Annotated in this window: 22 protein-coding genes and 1 riboswitch; of the genes, 10 read left to right on the forward strand and 12 right to left on the reverse strand. The window is 55.0% G+C overall.

All coding sequences use genetic code 11. The annotated features are described in order from the left end of the window. Positions 1–12 precede the first annotated feature (12 nt). The 7 genes from ftsL to leuO form a co-directional block, all read right to left on the reverse strand. Positions 13–378 (reverse strand): cell division protein FtsL, encoded by a 366-nt coding sequence (gene ftsL / locus ACOT1A_RS08175; protein ID WP_003856363.1) that lies wholly within the window; start codon positions 376–378, stop codon positions 13–15. Then, entirely contained in the window at positions 375–1,316 is a 942-nt protein-coding gene (gene rsmH / locus ACOT1A_RS08180) for a 16S rRNA (cytosine(1402)-N(4))-methyltransferase RsmH (RefSeq protein WP_003856366.1), read from the reverse strand. The genes ftsL and rsmH overlap by 4 nt, the downstream gene beginning before the upstream one ends. A gap of 2 nt (positions 1,317–1,318) precedes the next feature. Then, the gene (gene mraZ, locus ACOT1A_RS08185) at positions 1,319–1,777 is read right to left on the reverse strand and encodes a division/cell wall cluster transcriptional repressor MraZ (protein ID WP_014830641.1); all 459 of its coding nucleotides are present in this window, start codon (positions 1,775–1,777) and stop codon (positions 1,319–1,321) included. Between the two features lie 591 nt (positions 1,778–2,368). Further along, positions 2,369–3,373, reverse strand: coding sequence for a catabolite repressor/activator (gene cra, locus ACOT1A_RS08190; RefSeq protein ID WP_003856369.1), 1,005 nt, complete (start codon positions 3,371–3,373; stop codon positions 2,369–2,371). Positions 3,374–3,549: 176 nt separating this feature from the next. After that, entirely contained in the window at positions 3,550–4,044 is a 495-nt protein-coding gene (gene ilvN, locus ACOT1A_RS08195) for an acetolactate synthase small subunit (RefSeq protein WP_001252742.1), read from the reverse strand. Position 4,045: 1 nt separating this feature from the next. Next, the gene (gene ilvI / locus ACOT1A_RS08200; protein WP_045308063.1) at positions 4,046–5,770 is read right to left on the reverse strand and encodes an acetolactate synthase 3 large subunit; all 1,725 of its coding nucleotides are present in this window, start codon (positions 5,768–5,770) and stop codon (positions 4,046–4,048) included. 376 nt (positions 5,771–6,146) lie between these two features. Next, on the reverse strand, positions 6,147–7,091 hold the full coding sequence (leuO, locus tag ACOT1A_RS08205; RefSeq protein WP_022647036.1) for a transcriptional regulator LeuO: 945 nt from the start codon (positions 7,089–7,091) through the stop codon (positions 6,147–6,149). A 627-nt stretch (positions 7,092–7,718) separates the two neighbouring features. On the opposite strand from leuO, the gene leuL reads away from it, so the two are divergent. The 5 genes from leuL to leuD all read left to right on the forward strand — a co-directional run bounded on the left by leuL (position 7,719) and on the right by leuD (position 12,578). After that, the gene (gene leuL, locus ACOT1A_RS08210) at positions 7,719–7,805 is read left to right on the forward strand and encodes a leu operon leader peptide (RefSeq protein WP_057979999.1); all 87 of its coding nucleotides are present in this window, start codon (positions 7,719–7,721) and stop codon (positions 7,803–7,805) included. Positions 7,806–7,896: 91 nt separating this feature from the next. Further along, positions 7,897–9,468, forward strand: a complete 1,572-nt coding sequence (gene leuA / locus ACOT1A_RS08215; protein WP_022647035.1) for a 2-isopropylmalate synthase — start codon at positions 7,897–7,899, stop codon at positions 9,466–9,468. Next, positions 9,468–10,559: a 3-isopropylmalate dehydrogenase gene (gene leuB, locus ACOT1A_RS08220; protein WP_022647034.1), complete on the forward strand. Its 1,092-nt coding sequence runs from the start codon at positions 9,468–9,470 to the stop codon at positions 10,557–10,559. The genes leuA and leuB overlap by 1 nt, the downstream gene beginning before the upstream one ends. 2 nt (positions 10,560–10,561) lie before the next feature. Continuing rightward, entirely contained in the window at positions 10,562–11,962 is a 1,401-nt protein-coding gene (gene leuC / locus ACOT1A_RS08225) for a 3-isopropylmalate dehydratase large subunit (protein WP_023299316.1), read from the forward strand. A 10-nt stretch (positions 11,963–11,972) separates the two neighbouring features. Beyond that, positions 11,973–12,578, forward strand: coding sequence for a 3-isopropylmalate dehydratase small subunit (leuD, locus tag ACOT1A_RS08230; RefSeq protein ID WP_023299315.1), 606 nt, complete (start codon positions 11,973–11,975; stop codon positions 12,576–12,578). A 90-nt stretch (positions 12,579–12,668) separates the two neighbouring features. Here the strand turns inward: leuD and ACOT1A_RS08235 are convergent, their stop codons facing one another. The 3 genes from ACOT1A_RS08235 to sgrT all read right to left on the reverse strand — a co-directional run bounded on the left by ACOT1A_RS08235 (position 12,669) and on the right by sgrT (position 14,490). Beyond that, positions 12,669–12,821 carry a Hok/Gef family protein gene (locus tag ACOT1A_RS08235; RefSeq protein WP_010427008.1) on the reverse strand — a complete coding sequence of 51 codons (153 nt, stop codon included), beginning with the start codon at positions 12,819–12,821 and terminating at the stop codon, positions 12,669–12,671. 217 nt (positions 12,822–13,038) lie between these two features. Next, the gene (locus ACOT1A_RS08240; RefSeq protein ID WP_058645797.1) at positions 13,039–14,217 is read right to left on the reverse strand and encodes a sugar efflux transporter; all 1,179 of its coding nucleotides are present in this window, start codon (positions 14,215–14,217) and stop codon (positions 13,039–13,041) included. A gap of 120 nt (positions 14,218–14,337) precedes the next feature. Continuing rightward, the gene (gene sgrT / locus ACOT1A_RS08245) at positions 14,338–14,490 is read right to left on the reverse strand and encodes a glucose uptake inhibitor SgrT (protein ID WP_003856388.1); all 153 of its coding nucleotides are present in this window, start codon (positions 14,488–14,490) and stop codon (positions 14,338–14,340) included. Positions 14,491–14,578: 88 nt separating this feature from the next. Here sgrT and sgrR point away from each other — a divergent pair, with 88 nt between their 5' ends. From sgrR to thiQ, 4 genes are all read left to right on the forward strand, one after another. Then, on the forward strand, positions 14,579–16,234 hold the full coding sequence (sgrR, locus tag ACOT1A_RS08250; RefSeq protein ID WP_276170075.1) for an HTH-type transcriptional regulator SgrR: 1,656 nt from the start codon (positions 14,579–14,581) through the stop codon (positions 16,232–16,234). A gap of 36 nt (positions 16,235–16,270) precedes the next feature. Beyond that, positions 16,271–16,371, forward strand: a riboswitch (TPP riboswitch). A gap of 31 nt (positions 16,372–16,402) precedes the next feature. Beyond that, a complete protein-coding gene (gene thiB, locus ACOT1A_RS08255) occupies positions 16,403–17,386 on the forward strand; it encodes a thiamine ABC transporter substrate binding subunit (RefSeq protein ID WP_022647029.1) in 984 nt (327 codons plus the stop codon). Further along, positions 17,362–18,972, forward strand: coding sequence for a thiamine/thiamine pyrophosphate ABC transporter permease ThiP (thiP, locus tag ACOT1A_RS08260; protein WP_126314605.1), 1,611 nt, complete (start codon positions 17,362–17,364; stop codon positions 18,970–18,972). Before thiB ends, thiP begins: the two co-directional genes overlap by 25 nt. Continuing rightward, on the forward strand, positions 18,956–19,657 hold the full coding sequence (thiQ, locus tag ACOT1A_RS08265) for a thiamine ABC transporter ATP-binding protein ThiQ (protein ID WP_276170074.1): 702 nt from the start codon (positions 18,956–18,958) through the stop codon (positions 19,655–19,657). Before thiP ends, thiQ begins: the two co-directional genes overlap by 17 nt. 43 nt (positions 19,658–19,700) lie before the next feature. On the opposite strand, the gene ACOT1A_RS08270 is transcribed toward thiQ, so the two are convergent. After that, the gene (locus ACOT1A_RS08270; RefSeq protein ID WP_017383796.1) at positions 19,701–20,468 is read right to left on the reverse strand and encodes a DedA family protein; all 768 of its coding nucleotides are present in this window, start codon (positions 20,466–20,468) and stop codon (positions 19,701–19,703) included. A 118-nt stretch (positions 20,469–20,586) separates the two neighbouring features. After that, entirely contained in the window at positions 20,587–21,432 is an 846-nt protein-coding gene (araC, locus tag ACOT1A_RS08275) for an arabinose operon transcriptional regulator AraC (protein ID WP_032625458.1), read from the reverse strand. A gap of 335 nt (positions 21,433–21,767) precedes the next feature. On the opposite strand from araC, the gene araB reads away from it, so the two are divergent. Next, complete coding sequence (araB, locus tag ACOT1A_RS08280) at positions 21,768–23,477, forward strand: ribulokinase (protein ID WP_276170073.1); 1,710 nt, start codon at positions 21,768–21,770, stop codon at positions 23,475–23,477. Positions 23,478–23,479: the final 2 nt, after the last annotated feature.

Here is a 23,479-nt window from a genome sequence, read left to right on the forward strand (position 1 = left end):
TCGCGTTTTCCCTTATTTTTGTACTACGATATTTTCCTGCGAAGGATCAACATGCTGTAATTGCAGTTTTTCCGTTGCGATCCGTTCAACCCGGCTGTGATCGCCGAGCGCGTTTTCTTCAAGGATCAGATTTCGCCATTCAATATCCAGCGCATCGCGTTCCAGTACCATCTGTTCACGCTGCGCAGTTAATAAACGGGTATGGTGAGCGGTGGTTACCACCATGACTGCCGTCACAATGATGCAAATGAACAAGCAGAGTGGCAGCTTCCCAAACCGCAAAAGATCGTCGCCGATCACGCCAGGCAAGGCATGGCGCTCGTTGCTTCCTAACGATCCCTTAACTTTGCTTAGGGTCTCTGTCACTCTGCTGATCATGCGTTCGTCCTCTCTGCAATACGCAGCACTGAACTACGGGCACGTGGATTCTCTGCCACCTCTTCTTCGCCCGGCATCAACTTGCCTAATGCTCGCAACTGACGGCCTCCCAGCTTTCTGAGTTGTTCTTCCGTCATCGGCAGCCCAGCTGGAACCTGCGGACCGCGGCTCTGTTCACGCATAAAGCGCTTAACGATGCGATCTTCCAGCGAATGGAAGCTGATGATGGATAACCGCCCACCCGGGGCCAGCACGTCGAGCGAGCTTTTTAGCGCCAGCTCTATTTCCTCCAGTTCACTGTTTACCCAGATACGAACCGCCTGGAAGGTACGGGTCGCAGGATGTTTGTGCTTGTCCTTCACTGGCGTTGCCGCCGCGATGACTTCTGCCAGCTCTTTGGTACGGGTCATTGGCTCAACGCGGTTGCGCTCCACGATGGCGCGCGCAATACGTTTGCCAAAGCGTTCTTCGCCGAAGGTTTTGATCACCCAGGCAATATCCGCTTCGTCAGCAGTTTGTAACCACTCGGCGGCAGACTGGCCGCGAGTGGGGTCCATACGCATATCCAGCGGACCGTCGCGCATAAAGGAGAAGCCGCGTTCTGCATCATCAAGCTGTGGTGAAGAGACGCCAAGATCGAGGAGGATCCCGTCGATTTTGCCGGTCAGGCCGCGCTCGGCGACATAATCCGCAAGCGCAGAGAAAGGTCCATGCACGATGGAAAAGCGAGGGTCATCGATGGTTTGCGCAACGGCAATCGCCTGCGGATCGCGGTCAATTGCCAGCAGGCGCCCTTCCGCTCCAAGCTGAGAGAGGATCAAACGCGAGTGGCCACCGCGACCAAAAGTGCCATCAATATAGATGCCATCTGGACGAATATTCAGGCCGTTAACGGCCTCATCCAGCAGCACCGTTGTATGTTTATAATTTTCCATCATATTTATAGAGACAAGTCCTGCAGCCGTTCCGATAATGTTGCGGAATCAGACTGCTCAGCGTCGATATCTTCCTTGACCTGTTGATACCAGGTCGTTTCGTCCCACAGTTCAAACTTGTTGAACTGCCCGACCAGCATCACTTCTTTAGTCAGACCGGCATGTTGCCGCAACACAGGCGCAATCAATAATCGCCCGGCGCTATCCATCTGACATTCACTGGCATGTCCCAATAACAACCGCTGTACGCGGCGTTCCTGCGGGTTCATGCTCGACAGTCGCGACAGCTTTTGCTCAATGATTTCCCATTCAGGCAAAGGATAAAGCAGCAGGCAGGGGGAGTTGATGTCAATGGTGCAAACCAGTTGACCCGAAGCGTTCTCAATCAGCTGGTCACGGTATCGGGTTGGTACCGATAAACGCCCTTTGCTGTCGAGATTGACTAACGTTGCTCCACGGAACATGCCAGCCTCACCCCTCCTCACCACTTTAACCCACAAATTCCCACCTGAAGGAGTTTACGGAGCGAGGGAAAAGCTTGTCAAGCCAGGACTCTCTCTGTACGGACCCGAAAGCATCCTATTTACAGAGCAAGAGTGACCTGGCTAATAACTAAACAACTGGCGAGGCAAAATTAACGTTATGAATATTTGTAAGAAAAAAACCGAATATGCACACGAGCGTTAAGACTCACTCAATATCATCGCAGGGAAATATAAAGTGTCAGTTTGCGACGCGGGCAGCATTTTAAGGCATATCGCCGGGGGATAACAGCACCAGTTTAATCCCGAGGCAATATGGATTCGTTCGTGTGCATTGAGGCCTGGAGGGAGAGTGAAAAATGGCTGAATATTCATCGGCTGGCGCCTGTTTGTAACAAAACAATACAAAGAAATGTCAGTCAAAAATTTATAATTGTGCTTTTTAACACCAAAATGGATTCAGAAAAATAGCAGGCTATGAATCTTAGAGATAAATCCTAATTTTTATCCGGGAATTATTTATCGCAATAAATTCGCCGCAAAAGGGGCAGTTATACCGCCCCTGTGGAAATATTAATGGCGGCTCAAAATTCCGCGCCGATAGAGATTACGTTTGATACGCGTAAGCCCGGGTTTCGGCTTGCGGGGTTCATCCAGGCTTGCCAGAACAATCTCCAGCACGCGCTCGGCGACGTCGCGGTGACGCTGAGCCACGGCCAGCACTGGACATTGCAGGAAGTCGAGCAGTTCGTTATCACCGAAGGTAGCAATCGCCAGATCGGATGGCAGCTTGCCATCGCGACGTAACGTCACGTCCATCACTCCCTGCAACAGAGCAAACGAGGTGGTAAACAACGCCTGCGGCATCGGGTGCGTTTCCAGCCATTTCTCGAACAGCTGGGCAGCCGCTTCGCGCTCATAACTGTTGGCATAGAGATAATGAACGTCACGCGGATCGTCTTTCCATGCCGTACGGAACCCTTGTTCACGCAGGAAGCTTACCGAAAGTTCAGGCAAAGCGCCAAGATACAGCACCGTTTCAGCCGGGAAGGTACGCAGCTCGGCAGCCAGCATTTCTGCATCGTCCTGATCGGCACCCACGACGCTGGTGAAATGTTCACGATCGAGCGCACGATCCAGCGCCACTATCGGGAACGGATCGTTCGCCCAGCGCTGATAGAACGGATGCTCGGGTGGTAAAGAGGTCGACACGATGATGGCATCAACCTGACGTTGCAGCAGATGCTCAATGCAGCGCATCTCGTTGTCGGGCTGATCCTCGGAGCAGGCAATCAACAGCTGATAGCCCCGCTGACGAGCCTGACGTTCCAGATAGTTGGCGATGCGGGTATAGCTGGTGTTTTCCAGGTCCGGGATCACCAGGCCAATAGAGCGGGTGCGCCCGGCACGTAAACCTGCGGCGACAGCATTCGGATGGTAATTATGCTCACGAACGACTGCCATCACTTTCTCAACGGTCTTATCGCTGACACGATACTGCTTTGCTTTACCGTTAATCACATAGCTGGCCGTGGTTCTCGACACGCCGGCGAGCCGGGCGATTTCATCCAGTTTCACAATTGCCCCTCAAAAAAAGAAAAGAGTCCATGGCCCTGTCAAGGTTATGGTTAAATATTTTAACATCTAAACGCAGAATAGCCTTCACGGCAACCGCTTTTGTCTGCGTTGTCGGCGGATTACGCAAAAAAAAGCCCGGCTTTGGCTACCGGGCTGAAAGAGGCGAACCTATTGCGCTACTCACGCATGATTTTATCGCCGCGCGAGAGGCCAACAACGCCAGAGCGCGCAACTTCAACAATTTTTGCCACATCCCTGACAGAGGCCAGGAAAGCGTCCAGCTTATCGCTCGTTCCGGCAAGCTGGACAGTATATATAGAAGGCGTGACGTCAATAATCTGCCCACGGAAAATATCCGTGTTGCGCTTGACCTCTTCACGGCCGTAACCGCTGGCCTGAATTTTCACCAGCATCACTTCACGTTCGACGTAAGCCCCCTGCCCCAGCTCGCTGACGCGCAGTACGTCCACCAGCTTGTGCAATTGCTTTTCGATCTGCTCAAGCACTTTCGCATCGCCGACAGTCTGGATCGTCATGCGCGAGAGCGTAGGGTCATCGGTCGGTGCCACGGTCAGGCTTTCAATGTTATAGCCGCGCTGGGCAAAGAGCCCAATAACCCGCGACAGTGCGCCCGACTCATTTTCCAGTAATACAGATAATATCCGGCGCATATCAGGTTCTCTCCGTTTTGCTTAACCACATTTCATCCATGCCACCGCCACGAATATGCATCGGATAAACGTGCTCTGTGCCATCGACGATAACGTCCATGAAGACGAGGCGATTGTTTTTAACGTGCTCAAGCGCTTCGCCGAGCTTCGCTTCCAGCTCTGACGGATCGGTTACCCGCATGCCAATATGACCATAGGCTTCAGCCAGACGGACAAAGTCCGGAAGTGATTTCATATAGGACTGGGAGTGACGGCCCGAATAAATCATATCCTGCCACTGTTTTACCATGCCGAGGTAACCGTTATTCAGGTTCAGCACCAGCACTGGCAGTTCATATTGCAGCGCAGTGGAAAGTTCCTGAATATTCATCTGTATACTGCCGTCACCCGTTACGCAAATAACCGTTTCGTTTGGCAACGCCAGCTTTACCCCCAGCGCGGCGGGCAAACCAAAGCCCATCGTGCCGAGCCCGCCTGAGTTGATCCAGCGACGCGGTTTATCAAACGGGTAATACAGCGCAGCAAACATCTGATGCTGGCCCACGTCAGAAGTGACATACGCATCGCCATTAGTCAGACGCCAGATCGTCTCGATCACCGCCTGCGGTTTGATGTTCTCACTTTGCGTGTCGTATTTAAGGCACTGACGGCCACGCCATTGCTCGATCTGTTGCCACCAGTCGCGGATCTCGTCCAGCGGTTGAGAGGCGGTCTCCTGCGCCAGCAGATCCAACATTTGATCCAGCACCTGTCGTGCGTCTCCCACGATCGGCACATCCGCCGGCACCGTTTTAGAGATAGAAGTAGGATCGATATCAATGTGCAGCACCGTCGCATTCGGGCAGTATTTCGCCAGGTTGTTCGTGGTGCGATCGTCAAAACGCACACCGACGGCGAAAATCACGTCAGAATTGTGCATCGTCATATTGGCTTCGTAGGTGCCGTGCATACCCAGCATGCCCAGCGCCTGCCGATGCGTGGCAGGGAATGCCCCCAGCCCCATCAGTGATGACGCAACAGGAAGATTGAGCTTCTCGATCAGTTCGCGTAGTTGCGTTTCGCAGGCTGCATTGACGGCGCCGCCCCCCACATAGACCACCGGTTTTTTCGCAGACAGCAGCGTTTGCAGCGCACGTTTAATCTGTCCTTTGTGCCCTTGCGTGGTCGGATTATACGAACGCATGCTCACCGACTCAGGCCAAAGGTAAGGCAGTTTATTCCCCGGATTGAGAATATCTTTTGGCAGATCGACAACCACTGGCCCAGGACGACCGCTGGCGGCCAGCCAGAAGGCTTTTTTCAGTACGCCCGGGATATCTTCAGTTTGTTTAACCAGAAAGCTGTGCTTCACCACGGGGCGTGAGATCCCCACCATGTCGCACTCCTGAAACGCATCATAGCCAATCAGCGACGTCGCCACCTGTCCGGAAAGAATGACCAGTGGAATAGAGTCCATATACGCAGTCGCTATGCCGGTAATGGCATTGGTCGCCCCCGGCCCGGAAGTGACCAGCACAACACCCACTTCGCCCGTGGCGCGGGCCAGGCCGTCAGCCATATGCACAGCAGCCTGTTCATGACGAACCAGAACATGATCAATACCGCCTACCGTGTGCAGCGCGTCGTAAATATCGAGAACCGCGCCTCCGGGATAGCCGAACACTTGTTTCACGCCCTGATCGATAAGCGATCGGACGACCATTTCCGCGCCAGACAACATCTCCATGCTTTGCCTCCAGGCTTTTGTTATAGACGGTCTACAGAATTCATTTCCGCGCCGTCTTCTGACAGGGTAAACCCATCTTATAATGTGCAGAGTGATGGATACCTTAACCGCTCGTTATGAGGCAGGCAATTAGCAAACGGGATGCGGGAATGAGCAATAAAAGCAGAAAAAACAGCTGACAGACATGAATATGGTGAATTCGTCTGGTATGAGTGGAGACAATAATAATTCATCTCTTAAAAAGAGGATGGATCAGGAAATCATCTATTTTTGAGCATGCATAAGTAACTGAAAAAATGAACACAGAACATAATATCGCCAGTTTTAAAAACCGCAGAATAAACCGCATGACGCCATGCGGTTTATTCACCAGAACCTAGCGACGGCAAATATTGATCAGCAGCTCTTCCATCCACTGATGCCCTTTATCCCGACCCGCAGCCTCATGCCAGGAAAGATAACAGGTACGGCTATTAAGCTTGAGCGGCAGAGGTAAAATTTGCAGATTCAGTGAATCGGAGAACTCTTCAGCAAGCCAGCGCGGCGCAATAGCGACTAACTGCGTCTGAGAAACGACATTTAATACACTGACCATGGCCATTCCCTGATAAGCCACGCTGGCTTGTTTATCGGCGGTGTCATACCACGGCTGACTGAATGAGGCATATCTGTCAAGAGCAACAACGGCGTGTTGCTCACTGTAAACATCGCTTTCACGCAGCGGCGAATTCATACGGGGATGTTTTTTACTGGCGACTAACACCATTTCGTCTTTGAACAACGGAACACAGGCAAACTCTGGACGGCGGAACTCTTCGTATCCCAGAACAAACTCTGTTTCCTGATAACGAAGCTGGTGTTCAGTGTTTTGATTTAATGATGATTTAAAAACGAGATGAATATTTGGGGCGATCTGTTCAACTTTATTATATATAACAGACGTCAAATAATTATCTAACGGACTGCAAACACAGAGATGGAAAACCCGCTCACTGCTTAAGGGTTCAAAGCCCGAACCGGGAAGTTCATTTTGAACTAGCTGTAGCGCCTGACGAATCGAACCGAATAGCTGGAATGCACGCGCTGTGGGCTGAATTCCCCTCCCATAACGAACGAATAACTCGTCGTTAAACATCACCTTAAGTCTGGCTACGGCATTACTCACGGCAGGCTGAGACATTCCCAGAGATTGCGCTGCTCGCGTAATATTCTGCTCCTGCATCACTGCATCGAATACAGTTAACAAGTTAAGATCCACTGTGCGTAACTGAGGCTTAACCCCATCATAAGTCTGTGGTTGGTTAATATTATTTTCTGGCATTTCTGACTCCACCGTCACGCTAAATTCCCTTTGCCCAGGTACAGTAATAACTTCGAAAAATATGATTTACCATGCATATACAACAAGCGAAAGGAAATTATTTAAAATTCGGAATATATAAAGAGCCCCATTCACCGAGCGGCTTTACGCACCCCATAAATGAAGAGTTAAAAATCGTTCAAAAGATATCTCAAACTTTATTGTGAGCATGAAACCATAAACCAGACAAATACACAATCAACGCTCTCATTAATAATGACTTAAGCGTTATTAAACTATTAATAGTATACAACGCATATTCATTAACAAATTGATATCAATTTTGATAACTTACTTACCCGTAAATCATTCATGAAGTTTATAAATCAATGATATGAAACACATTCCATTTCATAGCATGTTGGTGAAAATAGTATGTTCAATTGCTACCAATTATATTCAAATTATTCCAGAGATGAATCCCCAGTCCAATAATAGACAATAAAATCGGTTAGCCACGCAAAAACCAGCACAATTAGCTAATGTATTCTCCCTGCGCTGGGTCTCCGTTTTGTCCGGGAGGGGTTGACATGAGTCGGCGTATCCAGTACCACTAAAAGCATATCGCATTCACCTGGAGCAGGATTCATGATTCGCACCCTTCGTTTCACCGGTCTACTACTACTAAACGCATCCACTGTGCGCGGTAGACTGGCGGGCGAAATTCAGCGTTGAATCGTCTTCAGTAAAACTAAAAACCCGCGCCACTGCGCGGGTTTTTTTATGCTCGTAGCAAGGCGCCCTAAGACTGACAAGGACCTAACCCATGAGCCAGCAAGTCGTTATTTTCGATACTACTTTACGTGACGGTGAACAGGCATTACAGGCGAGCCTGAGTGTTAAAGAAAAACTGCAAATTGCGCTGGCCCTGGAACGCATGGGTGTAGACGTAATGGAGGTCGGTTTTCCTGTCTCCTCGCCGGGTGATTTTGAGTCAGTGCAGACCATCGCCCGCACCATCAAAAACAGCCGCGTGTGCGCTCTGGCTCGCTGCGTTGAGAAAGATATCGATGTGGCCGCGGAATCCCTGAAAGTTGCAGAAGCTTTCCGTATCCATACTTTTATTGCCACCTCCCCCATGCACATTGCAACCAAGTTGCGCAGCACGCTGGATGAAGTGATCGAACGTGCGGTGTATATGGTTAAACGGGCGCGTAACTACACTGACGACGTGGAATTTTCCTGTGAAGATGCAGGCCGCACGCCGATTGACGATTTGGCCCGTGTTGTGGAAGCCGCTATTAATGCCGGAGCCAGAACCATCAACATCCCGGATACCGTCGGCTACACCATGCCGTTTGAGTTTGCCAACATCATTACCGGTCTGTATGACCGCGTACCAAATATTGATAAAGCCATTATCTCTGTACACACCCACGATGACCTGGGTCTGGCCGTTGGCAATGCTATCGCGGCGGTGCACGCCGGCGCGCGTCAGGTAGAAGGCGCGATGAACGGCATCGGCGAACGCGCAGGCAACTGTTCGCTGGAAGAAGTGATCATGGCGATCAAAGTGCGCAAAGACATCATGGACGTGCACACACGCATCAATCACAACGAAATCTGGCGCACCAGCCAGACCGTCAGCCAGATTTGCAACATGCCGATCCCGGCCAACAAAGCGATTGTCGGTACGGGCGCGTTCGCTCACTCTTCCGGTATCCACCAGGATGGGGTGCTGAAGAACCGTGAAAACTACGAAATCATGACTCCGGAATCCATCGGTCTGAACCAGGTTCAGTTGAACCTGACCTCACGCTCTGGTCGCGCGGCAGTGAAGCACCGTATGGAAGAGATGGGCTACAAGGACAGCGATTACAACATGGATCAGCTGTACGACGCCTTCCTGAAGCTGGCGGACAAGAAGGGCCAGGTGTTCGATTACGATCTGGAAGCGCTGGCATTCATCAACAAACAGCAGGAAGAGCCAGAGCACTTCCGTCTGGACTACTTCAACGTCCAGTCCGGCTCAAGCGACATCGCCACCGCCTCCGTTAAGCTGGCCTGCGGGGATGAAATTAAAGCGGAAGCCGCCAACGGCAACGGCCCTGTGGATGCCATTTACCAGGCGATTAACCGCGTCACTGAGTACGACGTAGAGCTGGTGAAATACGACCTGACGGCTAAAGGGCACGGTAAAGACGCCCTGGGTCAGGTGGATATCGTCGTCAATTATAACGGTCGCCGCTTCCACGGTGTGGGTCTGGCGACAGATATCGTCGAATCCTCCGCGAAAGCGATGGTGCATGTCCTGAACAACATCTGGCGCGCCGCCGAAGTCGAAAAAGAGTTGCAACGCAAAGCTCAGAATAAAGAGAACAACAAGGAAACCGTGTGATGTCGAAGAATTACCATATTGCTGTGTTGCCGGGTGACGGTATTGGCCCGGAAGTGATGGCACAGGCGCTGAAAGTACTGGAAGCCGTTCGGTCGCGTTTCGCGATGAAAATTACCACCAGCCACTACGATGTGGGCGGTATTGCAATTGATAACCACGGTACGCCATTGCCGAAAGCCACTGTGGAAGGCTGTGAAAATGCCGATGCCGTGCTGTTTGGCTCCGTGGGCGGCCCTAAGTGGGAACATTTGCCGCCAGCAGAGCAGCCGGAGCGCGGTGCGCTGCTGCCGCTGCGTAAACATTTCAAACTGTTCAGCAACCTGCGTCCGGCGAAGCTGTACCCCGGGCTGGAAGAGTTTTGCCCGCTGCGCGCGGATATCGCGGCCAACGGTTTCGACATTCTCTGCGTGCGTGAGCTGACCGGCGGCATCTACTTCGGTCAGCCAAAAGGTCGCGAAGGCAGCGGTCAGCATGAGAAAGCGTTTGATACCGAGGTCTATCACCGTTTTGAAATTGAACGTATCGCCCATATCGCGTTTGAGTCAGCGCGCAAACGCCGCCGTAAAGTGACCTCGATTGATAAAGCGAACGTGCTCCAGTCTTCCATTTTGTGGCGCGAAATCGTCAGTGAAGTCGCTAAGCAGTACCCGGACGTTGCGCTGTCGCATATGTATATCGACAACGCAACGATGCAGCTGATCAAAGATCCGTCTCAGTTTGACGTGTTGCTGTGCTCCAACCTGTTCGGCGATATTCTCTCGGATGAATGCGCCATGATCACTGGCTCCATGGGAATGCTGCCCTCCGCCAGCCTGAACGAAGAAGGCTTTGGCCTGTACGAACCGGCGGGGGGCTCCGCGCCGGATATCGCAGGCAAAAACATCGCCAACCCGATTGCGCAGATCCTCTCCCTGGCTCTGCTGCTGCGCTACAGCCTGGATGCAGGCGATGCAGCAACCGCAATTGAAAACGCCATTAACCGGGCGTTAGAAGAAGGCGTCCGTACCGGTGATTTAGCACGCGGCACGGCGGCAGTCAGTACCGATGAAATGGGCGACATCATTGCCCGCTATGTCGCTGAAGGGGTGTAATCATGGCTAAGACGTTATATGAGAAGTTGTTTGATGCGCACGTTGTTTACGAGACGCCAGACGAAACCCCACTGTTGTACATCGACCGTCATCTGGTACACGAAGTGACGTCTCCTCAGGCATTTGACGGCCTGCGTGCGCACAAGCGCCCGGTGCGTCAGCCGGGTAAAACCTTTGCCACGATGGATCACAACGTTTCCACCCAGACCAAAGACATTAATGCATCTGGCGAGATGGCGCGTATCCAGATGCAGGAGCTGATTAAGAACTGTAACGAGTTTGGCGTGGAGCTGTACGATCTGAACCACCCCTATCAGGGCATCGTCCACGTAATGGGGCCTGAACAGGGTATTACTCTGCCGGGCATGACCATTGTCTGCGGCGACTCCCACACCGCGACGCACGGCGCATTTGGCGCCCTGGCGTTCGGGATTGGCACCTCTGAAGTGGAACACGTTCTGGCGACGCAGACCCTGAAGCAGGGCCGCGCCAAAACCATGAAGATTGAAGTGAAGGGGAAAGCCGCGCCGGGTATCACCGCGAAAGATATCGTGCTGGCGATTATCGGCAAAACCGGCAGTGCAGGCGGTACCGGTCACGTCGTTGAGTTCTGCGGCGACGCTATCCAGGCGCTGAGCATGGAAGGTCGTATGACCCTGTGCAACATGGCCATTGAGATGGGTGCCAAAGCAGGACTGGTAGCCCCAGACGACACCACCTTCAACTATGTGGAGGGGCGTCTTCATGCGCCGAAAGGACAGGATTTTGACGACGCGGTAGCATACTGGAAAACCCTGAAAACGGACGAGGGGGCAATTTTTGATACCGTTGTGACGTTGCAGGCGGAAGAGATCGCCCCGCAAGTCACCTGGGGCACCAACCCGGGCCAGGTCATTTCCGTCAACGACAGCATTCCTGACCCGGCTTCCTTCGCCGATCCGGTCGAGCGCGCGAGTGCGGAAAAGGCGCTGGCCTATATGGGGCTGAAACCCGGCGTACCGCTGACCGACGTGAGCATTGATAAAGTGTTCATCGGCTCCTGCACTAACTCCCGTATCGAAGATTTACGCGCTGCGGCAGAAATTGCAAAAGGCCGCAAAGTGGCACCGGGCGTGCAGGCGCTGGTTGTGCCGGGCTCCGGTCCGGTGAAAGCCCAGGCGGAAGCGGAAGGTCTGGATAAGATCTTTATCGAAGCAGGCTTCGAGTGGCGCCTGCCCGGCTGCTCCATGTGTCTGGCGATGAACAACGACCGCCTGAATCCGGGCGAGCGCTGTGCCTCCACCAGCAACCGTAACTTTGAAGGCCGTCAGGGCCGCGGTGGGCGCACCCACCTGGTCAGCCCGGCAATGGCCGCCGCTGCGGCAGTCACCGGTCATTTCGCCGATATTCGCAGCCTGAAATAAGGAGACAATCATGGCAGAGAAATTTACCCAACATACGGGCCGTGTTGTCCCGCTGGACGCCGCTAACGTCGATACTGACGCGATCATTCCTAAACAGTTTTTGCAGAAAGTGACGCGCACGGGTTTTGGGGCGCATCTGTTCAACGACTGGCGCTTCCTCGACGATAAAGGCGAAGTGCCGAACCCGGAATTCGTCCTGAACTTTCAGGAATACAAAGGCGCCTCCATTTTGCTGGCGCGGGAAAACTTTGGCTGCGGATCGTCGCGTGAACACGCGCCATGGGCATTGACCGACTACGGTTTTAAAGTGGTTATCGCCCCAAGCTTCGCGGATATCTTCTATGGCAACAGCTTCAACAACCAGCTGCTGCCGGTGACGCTGAGTGACGAACAGGTCGATGAACTGTTTGCGCTGGTGCAGGCAAATCCGGGGATGTCGTTTGAAGTGGATCTGGAAGCAGAAGTGGTGAAAGCCGGTGACAAGACCTACAGCTTTAGCATTGATGCGTTCCGTCGCCACTGCATGCTGAACGGTCTGGATAGCATTGGCCTGACGCTGCAGCACGAAGAGGCTATCTCCACCTACGAGAAAAAACAGCCTGCGTTTATGGGCTAAAGGCAATGGCCCGCAGGGCGCGGGCCATTGATAAGGGTGCGTTGAGGCGTAACCACTCTGGAGAGGCGGGGAAAAACCCCGCCAATACCGCTAACGTTTTGCTTCGTAAGCCAACACTGCCGCCAGCTCTGTTTTCTCCTGTCTGAAGTGCAGCTCACACAGCGAGTCGCGCACCATCCAGGTGAAGATCAACAACGTCGTACAGATCAGAAACAAACCTAACAGCAGAGTACGTTTTGGCATTCCAGCCTCCTTATTGCTTTTCGGCAATGAAGAGACTAACCTCGCAATGTTGGTTGTGAAGTTGGTCTCCCCATCAGTTTTTTTGATGTGGGACTCTCCACTGTTTGCCTCTTGCGAAAGCCTGAGGCAAACAGCCTCAAGCACCCGTCACGCACTCTATGCGCCTTCTCTGCTCCTGTCAGAAAATCGTTTCATTTCGTGAAGCCGCCTTCCAGAATCAAACGTCTTTAACCCGGCACGTTAACACAAGCGTGATGACCGAAATCGCTGCGATCACCCAGTACACGGATGCATGTCCATAGCTTTGCGACAGCGCCCCCTGAATCACCCCTGCCAGAATCACGCCGGTAGAGATACTGTTAGTAAACAGCGTGGTCGCGGAGCCTGCTCGCCCCGGCATTAAATCCTGGAACCAGAGCATGCCGATCCCGGCAACGATTCCGATAAATACCGCGTTAAATAGCTGTAACGCCAGCAAAGCTTCCCGCGAATGGAAAAGGATTAACCCCGCGTAGAACACCACCCCAGCCGCCACGGCGACGACCATCATCCGACGCTTTCCGAAACGTTTTACGTAGTAACCCGCCAGAATCATCGCCGGGATCTCCAGCCCGGCAGCGGTGCCCATCAGGATCCCCGCGAGCTTGTCGGGCAGTCCCAGATCGCTGCTGATCCACAGCGGCATATCGATAATGTACATGGTGTTGCAGGTCCACATCAGCGTGGAGGCGATAAACAACATGCGGACGTGTTTATCCTGCCAGCCGCTTACCTGGGTGATGGGCTTGTCCGTCGCTTGCTCTACGCGCGCCACCGATGGCAGCACAAAGGCTATCAGCGCCAGGCTGATGGCAAAAATTCCCGCGGCGATGGTGAACATGACGGTGAAACCGTAGTTCAGCGCCAGCATGAACGCCAGCGGGGGGCCGATGACCCATGCGAGAGAGAGCTGCGCACGCATCACCGAGCTGAACATCACCACTTCCCGCGCCGAGTTGTCGGCGTACTCCCGGGCCAGGGCGAAGAGCTGCGGCATGGCGGTGTTCGCCAGAGAGGCCAACAGCACGCCACAGGTGATAAGCGTCAGGTAGTGACGATTAAAGGCAAACAGCAACGCGTTGCCCACGGCCATGGCGCAACAAAAGAGGATCAGCTTGCGGCGATCGCCCTGGCTGTCGGATCGTTTCGCCAGCCACAGGCTGACGAGGATCCCGGCAATGGCGTTGACGGTGTAGAACAGGCCTACCCAAAATGGCTGCGCCCCAACCTCACGACTGAGAAACAGGCTCAGCGTCGGCGCCTGTAGCGCACCGGCCACGCCCATCATGAAGGCCACCAGCATAAAAGCGGCGTACACGCCGTTCAGGCGTCGCCCCATCGTCATCAACCAGAGCATGCGCAAGTCCTTATGAAAGCGAATCGAAATTGGGTGAAATAGTAAACGAAAAAAGCCAGCAAAAACATTTTGCTGGCGGGTGATTAGCACCAATACTCAGTCACACATGATCGAGGCGAGTTAGCGAGAAGAGGTCGGTTTCGTAACGTCCCACTGCATCAGATCTTCCAGTATTCTCAGCCGCTGCTCTGCGCACTGGCGGGCCAGCCAGGACACTCCCTTTGTCGCTGAAAAATAGTGCTGATAAAACTGACGTGCGGTAGACCTCTTCATAATTTACCTCCTCGCTTCATCGATAAGGATTATTGGCTTAATATAGGGATTAATAAATTGCTGATTTTTTGTCAGGAGTTCCTCTTTTATGCCTTCTGGTCGTCTGCAACAACAATTTATCCGCCTCTGGCAGTGCTGCGAGGGGCAATCGCAGGAGACCACGCTGAACGAGCTGGCTGAGCTCCTCAACTGCTCCCGGCGTCATATGCGTACCCTCCTTAACACCATGCAGCAGCAGGGCTGGCTAAACTGGGAGGCCGAAGCCGGACGCGGTAAGCGCTCGCGCCTGACTTTCCTCTATACCGGCCTGGCGTTGCAGCAACAGCGGGCGGAGGATCTGCTGGAGCAGGACCGCATCGATCAGCTGGTCCAGCTGGTGGGCGACAAAGCCGCCGTGCGCCAGATGCTGGTCTCGCATCTGGGACGCAGCTTTCGTCAGGGACGCCACATTCTGCGAGTGCTTTACTATCGCCCAATGAAAAATCTGTTGCCCGGTACGGCGTTACGTCGCTCTGAAACCCACATGGCCCGGCAGATTTTTAGCGGTCTGACGCGGATAAATGAGGAAAACGGGGAACTGGAAGCGGATATTGCCCATCACTGGCAACAGGTGTCTCCGTTGCACTGGCGCTTCTTTTTACGTCCCGGCATTCATTTCCACCATGGACGCGAGCTGGAGATGCGCGACGTTATCGATTCCTTAGAGCGCGCCCGCACGCTGCCGCTCTATTCGCATATCGCGCGGATCCACTCCCCCACGGCCTGGACCCTGGATATTGAGCTATCGCAGCCGGACAAATGGCTTCCGTGGCTTCTGGGCTACGTACCCTCGATGATCCTGCCTGCCGAGTGGCGATCCCTGAACAATTTTTCCAGCCAGCCGATTGGTACGGGCCCCTACTCCGTTTCACGGAACAACAGTAATCAGCTGAAGATCCGCGCCTTTGATGATTACTTTGGCTATAGGGCGCTGATCGACGAAGTCAACGTCTGGGTACTACCGGATCTCAACGAAGAGCTGAGCGCAGGCCTGACGCTGGAAGGGCCAACAACCAGCGAAAAGGCGTTCGAGAGTCGCCTGGAAGAGGGTTGCTACTATCTGCTTTTTGACAGCCGCAGCCATCGCGGGGCGAATCACGACGTCCGCAAGTGGATCAGCCATATTCTGGCGCCCGCTAACCTGATTTATCACGCAGAGGAGCAATACCAGACCTGGTGGTTCCCGGCCTATGGCCTGCTTCCGCGCTGGCACCATGCGCAGCCAGTACGCAGTGAAAAACCTGCCGGACTGGAGACCATCACCCTCAGCTACTATCGCGATCACATTGAACACCGGTTTATCGCAAGGATCATGAGTAAGCTGCTGGCAGCCGAGGGCGTGACGCTGGCGATACAGGAAGTAGACTATGATGAATGGCACCGTGGAGACGTTATCAGCGATATCTGGCTCAACAGTGCGAACTTCACGCTGCCGCTTGATTTTTCGCTCTTCTCTCACCTGTATGAAGTGCCCCTGATTCAGCACTGTATCAATCGGGACTGGCAGCGAGACGCCGCACGGTGGCGGGCAGGAGAAATGGTTCTGGCCGCCTGGTGTCAGGAGCTGCTGGCCGGGCAGACGATCGTACCGTTGATTCACCACTGGCTGCTGATCCAGGGTCAGCGCAGCATGCGCGGCCTGCGAATGAATACCCTGGGCTGGTTTGATTTTAAATCCGCGTGGTTTGCGCCGCCGGAGCCATAACGCTTTCGTAATATTCACCAAATCATTACAATAGCGCCGTTCTCAACGGGGTGCTGCATCACTGATGTGCGCTGAGATAATACCCGTCGAACCTGATCCGGATAACGCCGGCGAAGGGATTTGAGGCTGTCTCTCAAAATCCTTTGCCACTCAACCCTGAGGTGCAAAGTGTTAAAAAACGTTCTTCCTCTGCTGGCGCTGTTTGCGCTGCCTGTTTTTGCTAAGCCTGTCCTGACGGTCTACACCTACGACTCCTTCTCCGCCGACTGGGGCCCCGGCCCGGCGGTGAAAAAAGCCTTTGAAGCCGACTGCAACTGCGAGCTGAAATTCGTGGCACTGGAAGATGGTGTCTCTCTGCTTAACCGGCTGCGTATGGAAGGCAAAAACAGCAAAGCCGACGTGGTGCTCGGGCTGGATAACAACCTGCTGCAAGCCGCCACTCAAACCAGACTGTTCGCCAAAAGCGGCGTGGCGGCAGATGCCGTCAACGTGCCGGGCGGCTGGAAAAACGACACCTTCGTTCCCTTTGATTACGGTTACTTTGCGTTTGTCTACGATAAAAACAAGCTGAAGAATCCGCCCAAAAGCCTGAAAGAGCTGGTCGAAAGCGATCAGAAGTGGCGCGTGATTTATGAAGATCCGCGCACCAGCACGCCGGGTCTGGGGCTGCTGTTGTGGATGCAGAAAGTCTATGGCGACAAAACGCCTGAGGCGTGGCAGAAACTGGCAGCGAAAACCGTTACCGTCACCAAAGGCTGGAGCGAAGCCTACGGCCTGTTCCTGAAAGGCGAAAGCGACCTTGTGCTGAGCTACACGACTTCTCCGGCCTACCACATTATCGCCGAGAAGAAAGACAACTACGCCGCCGCGAACTTTGCTGAAGGACATTATTTGCAGGTGGAAGTGGCCGCCCGCACCGCCGCGAGCAAACAGCCGGAGCTCGCCGAGAAATTCCTGAAGTTTATGGTTTCACCGGCATTCCAGAATGCTATTCCGACAGGAAACTGGATGTACCCGGTCACTGATGTTGCGCTGCCGGCAGGTTTTGAGCAGCTGAACAAACCGCAAACCTCCCTGGAATTTACGCCGCAGCAGGTTGCCACCCAGCGCGCCGCATGGATAAGTGAATGGCAACGCGCCGTCAGCCGCTGATCCCCGGCTGGTTAGTTCCCGGGCTGCTCGCCGCTATACTGATGGTGGTTGTCAGCCTGGGTGCATTCCTTGCGCTGTGGTTTAACGCGCCAGAGAGCGATCTGCTTGCCCTCTGGCACGACAGCTATCTCTGGCACGTCATCCGTTTCTCCTTCTGGCAGGCGTTTCTCTCCGCGCTGCTGTCGACGCTCCCGGCCATTTTCCTCGCGCGCGCCCTCTATCGCAGACGTTTCCCCGGCAGGCTTGCCCTGCTGCGGCTGTGCGCGATGACGCTGATCCTGCCCGTGCTGGTGGCGGTGTTCGGCATTCTGAGCGTCTACGGTCGGCAAGGATGGCTGGCATTCCTTTTCAACCTGCTTGGTCTGGAATGGACCTTCTCGCCATACGGCCTGAAAGGCATTCTGCTGGCGCATATTTTTTTCAATATGCCGATGGCCACGCGCCTCTTTTTACAGGCGCTGGAAAACATTCCCGGTGAGCAGCGTCAGATTGCCGCCCAGCTTGGCATGCGCGGCTGGTCGTTCTTCCGCTTTGTCGAATGGCCGTGGCTGCGACGCCAGATTGCCCCGGTTGCCGCGCTAATCTTTATGCTCTGCTTCGCCAGCTTCGCGACCGTACTTTCTCTCGGCGGCGGGCCGCAGGCCACCACCATTGAGCTGGCGATCTATCAGGCTTTAAGTTACGACTACGATCCGGGCCGCGCCGCGCTGCTGGCGATCGTGCAGATGGTATGCTGTCTGGCACTGGTGTTACTCAGCCAGAGGCTAAGCAAAACGATCCCCACAGGAAGCAATAACATGACAGGCTGGCGCGATCCGCAGGACTGCCTGTATAGCCGCGTCGCGGATTTTATGCTGATCGCACTGGCACTCCTGCTTTTGCTGCCCCCGCTGCTGGCCGTTATCGTTGATGGACTGAATCGCAATGTGTTGTCGGTACTGCAACAACCTGTCCTGTGGCAAGCGACGTGGACCTCCTTGCGCATTGCGCTGGCAGCCGGGCTACTGTGCGTGATCCTGACCATGATGCTGCTCTGGAGCAGCCGCGAGCTGTACGCGCGTCATGCCCGTAAAGCCGGACACGCGCTGGAACTGACGGGTATGCTGATCCTGGCGATGCCGGGCATTGTGCTGGCGACCGGATTCTTTTTACTGTTCAACAGCACCATCGGCCTGCCGGAAAGCGCCGACGGCATCGTCATTTTTACCAACGCACTGATGGCCATCCCTTACGCGCTCAAGGTACTGGAAAACCCGATGCGCGACGTCAACAGCCGCTACAGCTTGCTGTGTCAGTCGCTGGGCATGCAGGGCTGGCAGCGCCTGAAGGTGGTAGAATTGCGCGCACTGAAACGTCCGCTCGCCCAGGCGCTGGCGTTTGCCTGCGTGCTGTCAATTGGCGATTTTGGCGTAGTGGCGCTCTTCGGCAACGAGGATTTCCGCACGCTGCCGTTCTGGCTTTATCAGCAAATTGGCTCTTACCGTAGCCAGGACGGCGCCGTCACGGCGCTGCTCCTGTTGCTGCTGTGCTTTGCGTTATTTACCGTTATCGAAAAACTTCCGGGGCGTGATGTTAAAACTGACTGATGTAACCTGGCTTTATGAGCACCTGCCAATGCGTTTTACCCTCTCCGTTCGTCAGGGAGAGCGAATCGCAGTGCTTGGCCCCAGCGGGGCCGGAAAAAGTACCCTGCTCAATCTGATTGCCGGTTTTTTGCAGCCTGCCAGCGGGTCGATCGTCATTGATAACGGCGAGTTTACCTACGCTCCGCCGGCTAAGCGCCCGGTGTCGATGCTGTTTCAGGAAAACAATCTGTTCAATCATCTTACGGTCTGGCAGAACATCGCGCTGGGTATGGATCCGGGGTTAAAGCTCAGTGCTGCGCAGCGTCAGACGCTGGAGGCGATCGCCGAACAAATGGGCCTGTCTGCGTTTATCAACAGACTACCGGGGGAGCTTTCCGGCGGCCAGCGCCAGCGCGTGGCGCTGGCACGCTGTCTGGTGCGCAAGCAGCCGCTGCTGCTGCTCGACGAACCCTTTTCGGCGCTCGACCCGGCTCTGCGCCAGGAAATGCTCTCGCTGGTTGAGGAGGTGTGCGAGCGCGAACAACTGACGATGCTGATGGTTTCGCACAGCATTGAAGATGCCGCACGCATCGCGCCGCGATCGGTGGTGATCGCGGAGGGACGTATTTTGTGGGATGGAGAAACAGAAGAACTTCAGAGTGGTAACGCAGGGGCATCTTCATTGTTGGGCATTCGTGCGGTCTGATGCCCTCACCCTAATCCTCTCCCACGGTGAGAGGGAAAACACCTTAACGGCTCACCACCTTCAACAGGATCTCGCCGTACACCGGCATCAGCGGGTGGCGGATCAGCGCCACCAGCGCTACCACCGCCACGCCGAGCGTAAGTGGGGCCAGCCAGAGCAGGCGCGTGCGCGGGAGATAGCGGGTCAGGCGATCGACGCTCGCTTTCGCGCTGCGCCACAGGCGCCAGCAGAGCCAAACCGCCAGCCACAGCAGCACCGCCGTACCCAGCAGCAGCCATTTAAACTCACCGCTTTGCATACCGTCAGGAATATCAATCGCCGCGCCCGCCAGGATACCCGGCAGGAAGTAGAACGGCGGCCAGAAGACGCAGCCGATGATATTCGGCACCACAAACTTCGCGACGGGCAGATCCAGCATCCCGGCCACCATCGGCACCAGTGGACGCGTTGGCCCAACGAAGCGCCCCACGAGGATGGTGAACATGCTGTGCTGGTGCAGCGCATGCTCGGTTTTATCCAGCAGCGCTTTGTTTTTTTTCATGAACGACCAGCGGTGTAGCGGCTTCTTAAAGCGCCAGCCCAGCCAGAAGGAGATCCAGTCCCCCAGCAAACAGCCGATAATACCGGCCATCCACGCCTGCCAGAAATTGACCTCGCCGCTGCCGATAAGCGCCCCAAGCCCCGCCATCATCACGGTGCCGGGCAGGATCAGCCCGACCAGCGCCAGCGACTCCAGAAACGCCACCAGCGCCACGGCGATGAGCGAATACATAACGGACTGGGTAATAAAATGTTCCAGCAATGCCTGCATAACTATTCCGGTCAGAAAACGAATCAGCGATTCTGCTTAGCGCCCTGCACCGCGTCAAGGCATCAATTGTCTGAATAGTTTACAAGATGCGCCTGAAGTTCACCTGAATGTTTACCGATTATTCACATCCCGCACGGAATTCGCTCGGGCTGGCACCGGTGCACTTCTTAAACACGCGAGAGAAATAGAGCTGATCTTCAAAGCCGACGTTACGCCCGACGGTGGCGATAGGCATTCGGGTGGTGCTGAGCAGCAGTTTCGCCTGGCTGATGCGCTGATCCTCGCGCCAGCTGAGCACGCTCACGCCAAGCTGCTGGCGGAACAGATGCGACAGCCGTGACGGCGACAGGCACACATGCTGGGCGACGCTGGCAATATCAAACTGGCTGTCGGCAAGGTGGTCGCTGATGTACTGGCAGGCGTCGCGGACGCGGTTGTCCAGCGGCGGATTAAGCGACTCGTTGATGGCCTCCATGCGGCGCAGCAGCACCTGTTCAAGCAGGTTGATGGCCAGCAGTTCGGCGTAGCGCCCTCCCGCCTGCCCTGCCTCAATAATCTGTGCAAACAGCTCACGGAACTGCGCCAGATGCGCCTCATCCGGGCGATAAAAACCGGTTTGCGCGAAAATGGCCGGCCACGAGAGCCACTCCTGCCAGTAGGCGCGCGGACGGAAATAGACCCACTGGTGATACCACTCTTTGGCATCCGGGTGGCGCCCGTAGTGGTGGATCTCCCCCGGCGGGAACAACAGCATATCACCAGGGCGGCAGATAAACTGCCGATCGCCGTTTTTAATCACCCCTTCCCCGCGAACGGTCAGGTTCAGAATATACCCTTTCATTCCGAGCGGTCGATCGACGTAGAAATCGAGATACCCCTCGGCCTCAATGGGCGTCAGCCCCGCCACCAGATGGGCGTTAAATGAGTATCCCGGCAGCAGGGGATCGTTTTGCGGTTCGGCCATAGATTCAGTTCTCCCAAGGGTCCTGAAGGAAACCAATTGTCCATATCGATAAAAGCAGTATAAAAATGGCCCGCGAAAAGATCCAAAAAGCATCACGCCTCTTTTACGTCCGCCATGTTTCAGCCTTTCCCCCTGATTTCTCCGCCAGCACGGGCGGATAAGCAGTAACAAAAGTGTCTATAAGTACGGCAGAAATGTCCACATTGAATATTTGCACGGCGTCACACTTTCAATCGTAACAGCAATTTAGTCCATAAGATTAGCGGATCCTGCCTGACGATCTTTGTCCCCAGTCTCTAATGTTCTTCCATACCTGTTTTGGATGGAGCAACACCATGGCAATTGCAATTGGCCTCGATTTTGGCAGCGACTCAGTTCGCGCGCTGGCAGTGGACTGTACGACTGGCCGGGAGATAGCAACCAGCGTTGAGTGGTATCCGCGCTGGCAAGAGGGGCGCTACTGCGATGCGCCGAACAACCAGTTCCGTCACCACCCGCGCGATTACATTGAATCAATGGAAGCGGCGATCAAAACCGTGCTGGCGGAGCTGACGGACGCCCAGCGGGCCGACGTCGTGGGGATTGGCGTCGACAGTACCGGTTCAACGCCAGCCCCGGTTGATGCAGAAGGCCGCGTACTGGCGCTTCGCCCGGAGTTTGCTGATAACCCGAACGCCATGTTTGTGCTGTGGAAAGACCATACCGCCGTGGAAGAGGCGGAAGCCATCACCCGCTTATGCCACCAGCCGGGCAAAACCGACTACTCGCGCTACATCGGCGGGATCTACTCCAGCGAATGGTTCTGGGCAAAAATCCTGCACGTTACCCGCGCGGACGCGTCGGTCGCACAGGCAGCGGCGTCATGGATTGAGCTGTGCGACTGGGTTCCCGCCCTGCTTTCCGGCACCACGCGTCCGCAGGCTATTCGCCGTGGCCGTTGCAGCGCCGGGCATAAATCGCTGTGGCATGAAAGCTGGGGTGGTCTGCCTCCGGCAGCGTTCTTCGATGAACTCGACCCGATCATCAACAAAAACCTGACATACCCGCTGTTTACCGACACCTTCACCGCCGATATTCCGGTCGGCATGCTCTGCGAAGAGTGGGCGAAACGCCTCGGTCTGCCGCAAAACGTGACCATTTCCGGCGGCGCGTTCGACTGCCATATGGGCGCCGTGGGCGCGGGTGCGCAGCCTAACACGCTGGTGAAAGTGATTGGCACCTCCACCTGCGACATTCTGACGGCGGATAAAACGACCGTTGGCGACCGCGCGGTGAAGGGTATCTGCGGTCAGGTTGACGGCAGCGTGGTGCCTGATTTTATCGGCCTCGAAGCGGGTCAGTCCGCATTTGGCGATATCTACGCCTGGTTTGGCCGGGTGCTCGGCTGGCCGCTGGATCAGCTGGCGGCCGCGCATCCTGAACTGAAAACCCAGATTACCGCGAGCAAAAAACAGCTCCTGCCGCAGCTCACCGAAGCCTGGGCAAAAAATCCGTCTCTCGATCACCTGCCGGTGGTGCTGGACTGGTTCAACGGCCGTCGTACGCCGTTTGCCAACCAGCGTCTGAAAGGGGTGATTACCGATCTCAACCTGGCGACCGACGCGCCCGCGCTGTTTGGCGGTCTGATCGCCGCCACCGCGTTCGGCGCGCGCGCCATCATGGAGTGCTTCACCGGGCAGGGCATTGACGTGAACAACGTGATGGCTTTGGGCGGTATCGCCCGTAAAAACCCGGTGATCATGCAGGCCTGCTGCGACGTGCTCAACCGTCCGCTGCAAATTGTGGCCTCCGATCAGTGCTGTGCGCTGGGCGCAGCGATTTTCGCTGCCGTGGCCGCAGGCGTCCATGCGGATATCCCGACCGCGCAACAGCATATGGCGAGCGCCGTCGAAAGTACGCTTCAGCCGCAGGCTCAGCAGGCACAACGCTTTGAACAGCTTTATCAGCGCTACCAGCAATGGGCAAAAAGCGCCGAACTTCACTATCTCCCTGTCGCCGCCCCGGCCAAAAGCACCGCGGACACTACGGCAACCCTGACACTTTAAGG

The organism is Enterobacter cloacae complex sp. SYL003, assembly GCF_049236925.1.
GTDB classification, from domain to species: Bacteria; Pseudomonadota; Gammaproteobacteria; order Enterobacterales; family Enterobacteriaceae; genus Enterobacter; species Enterobacter intestinihominis.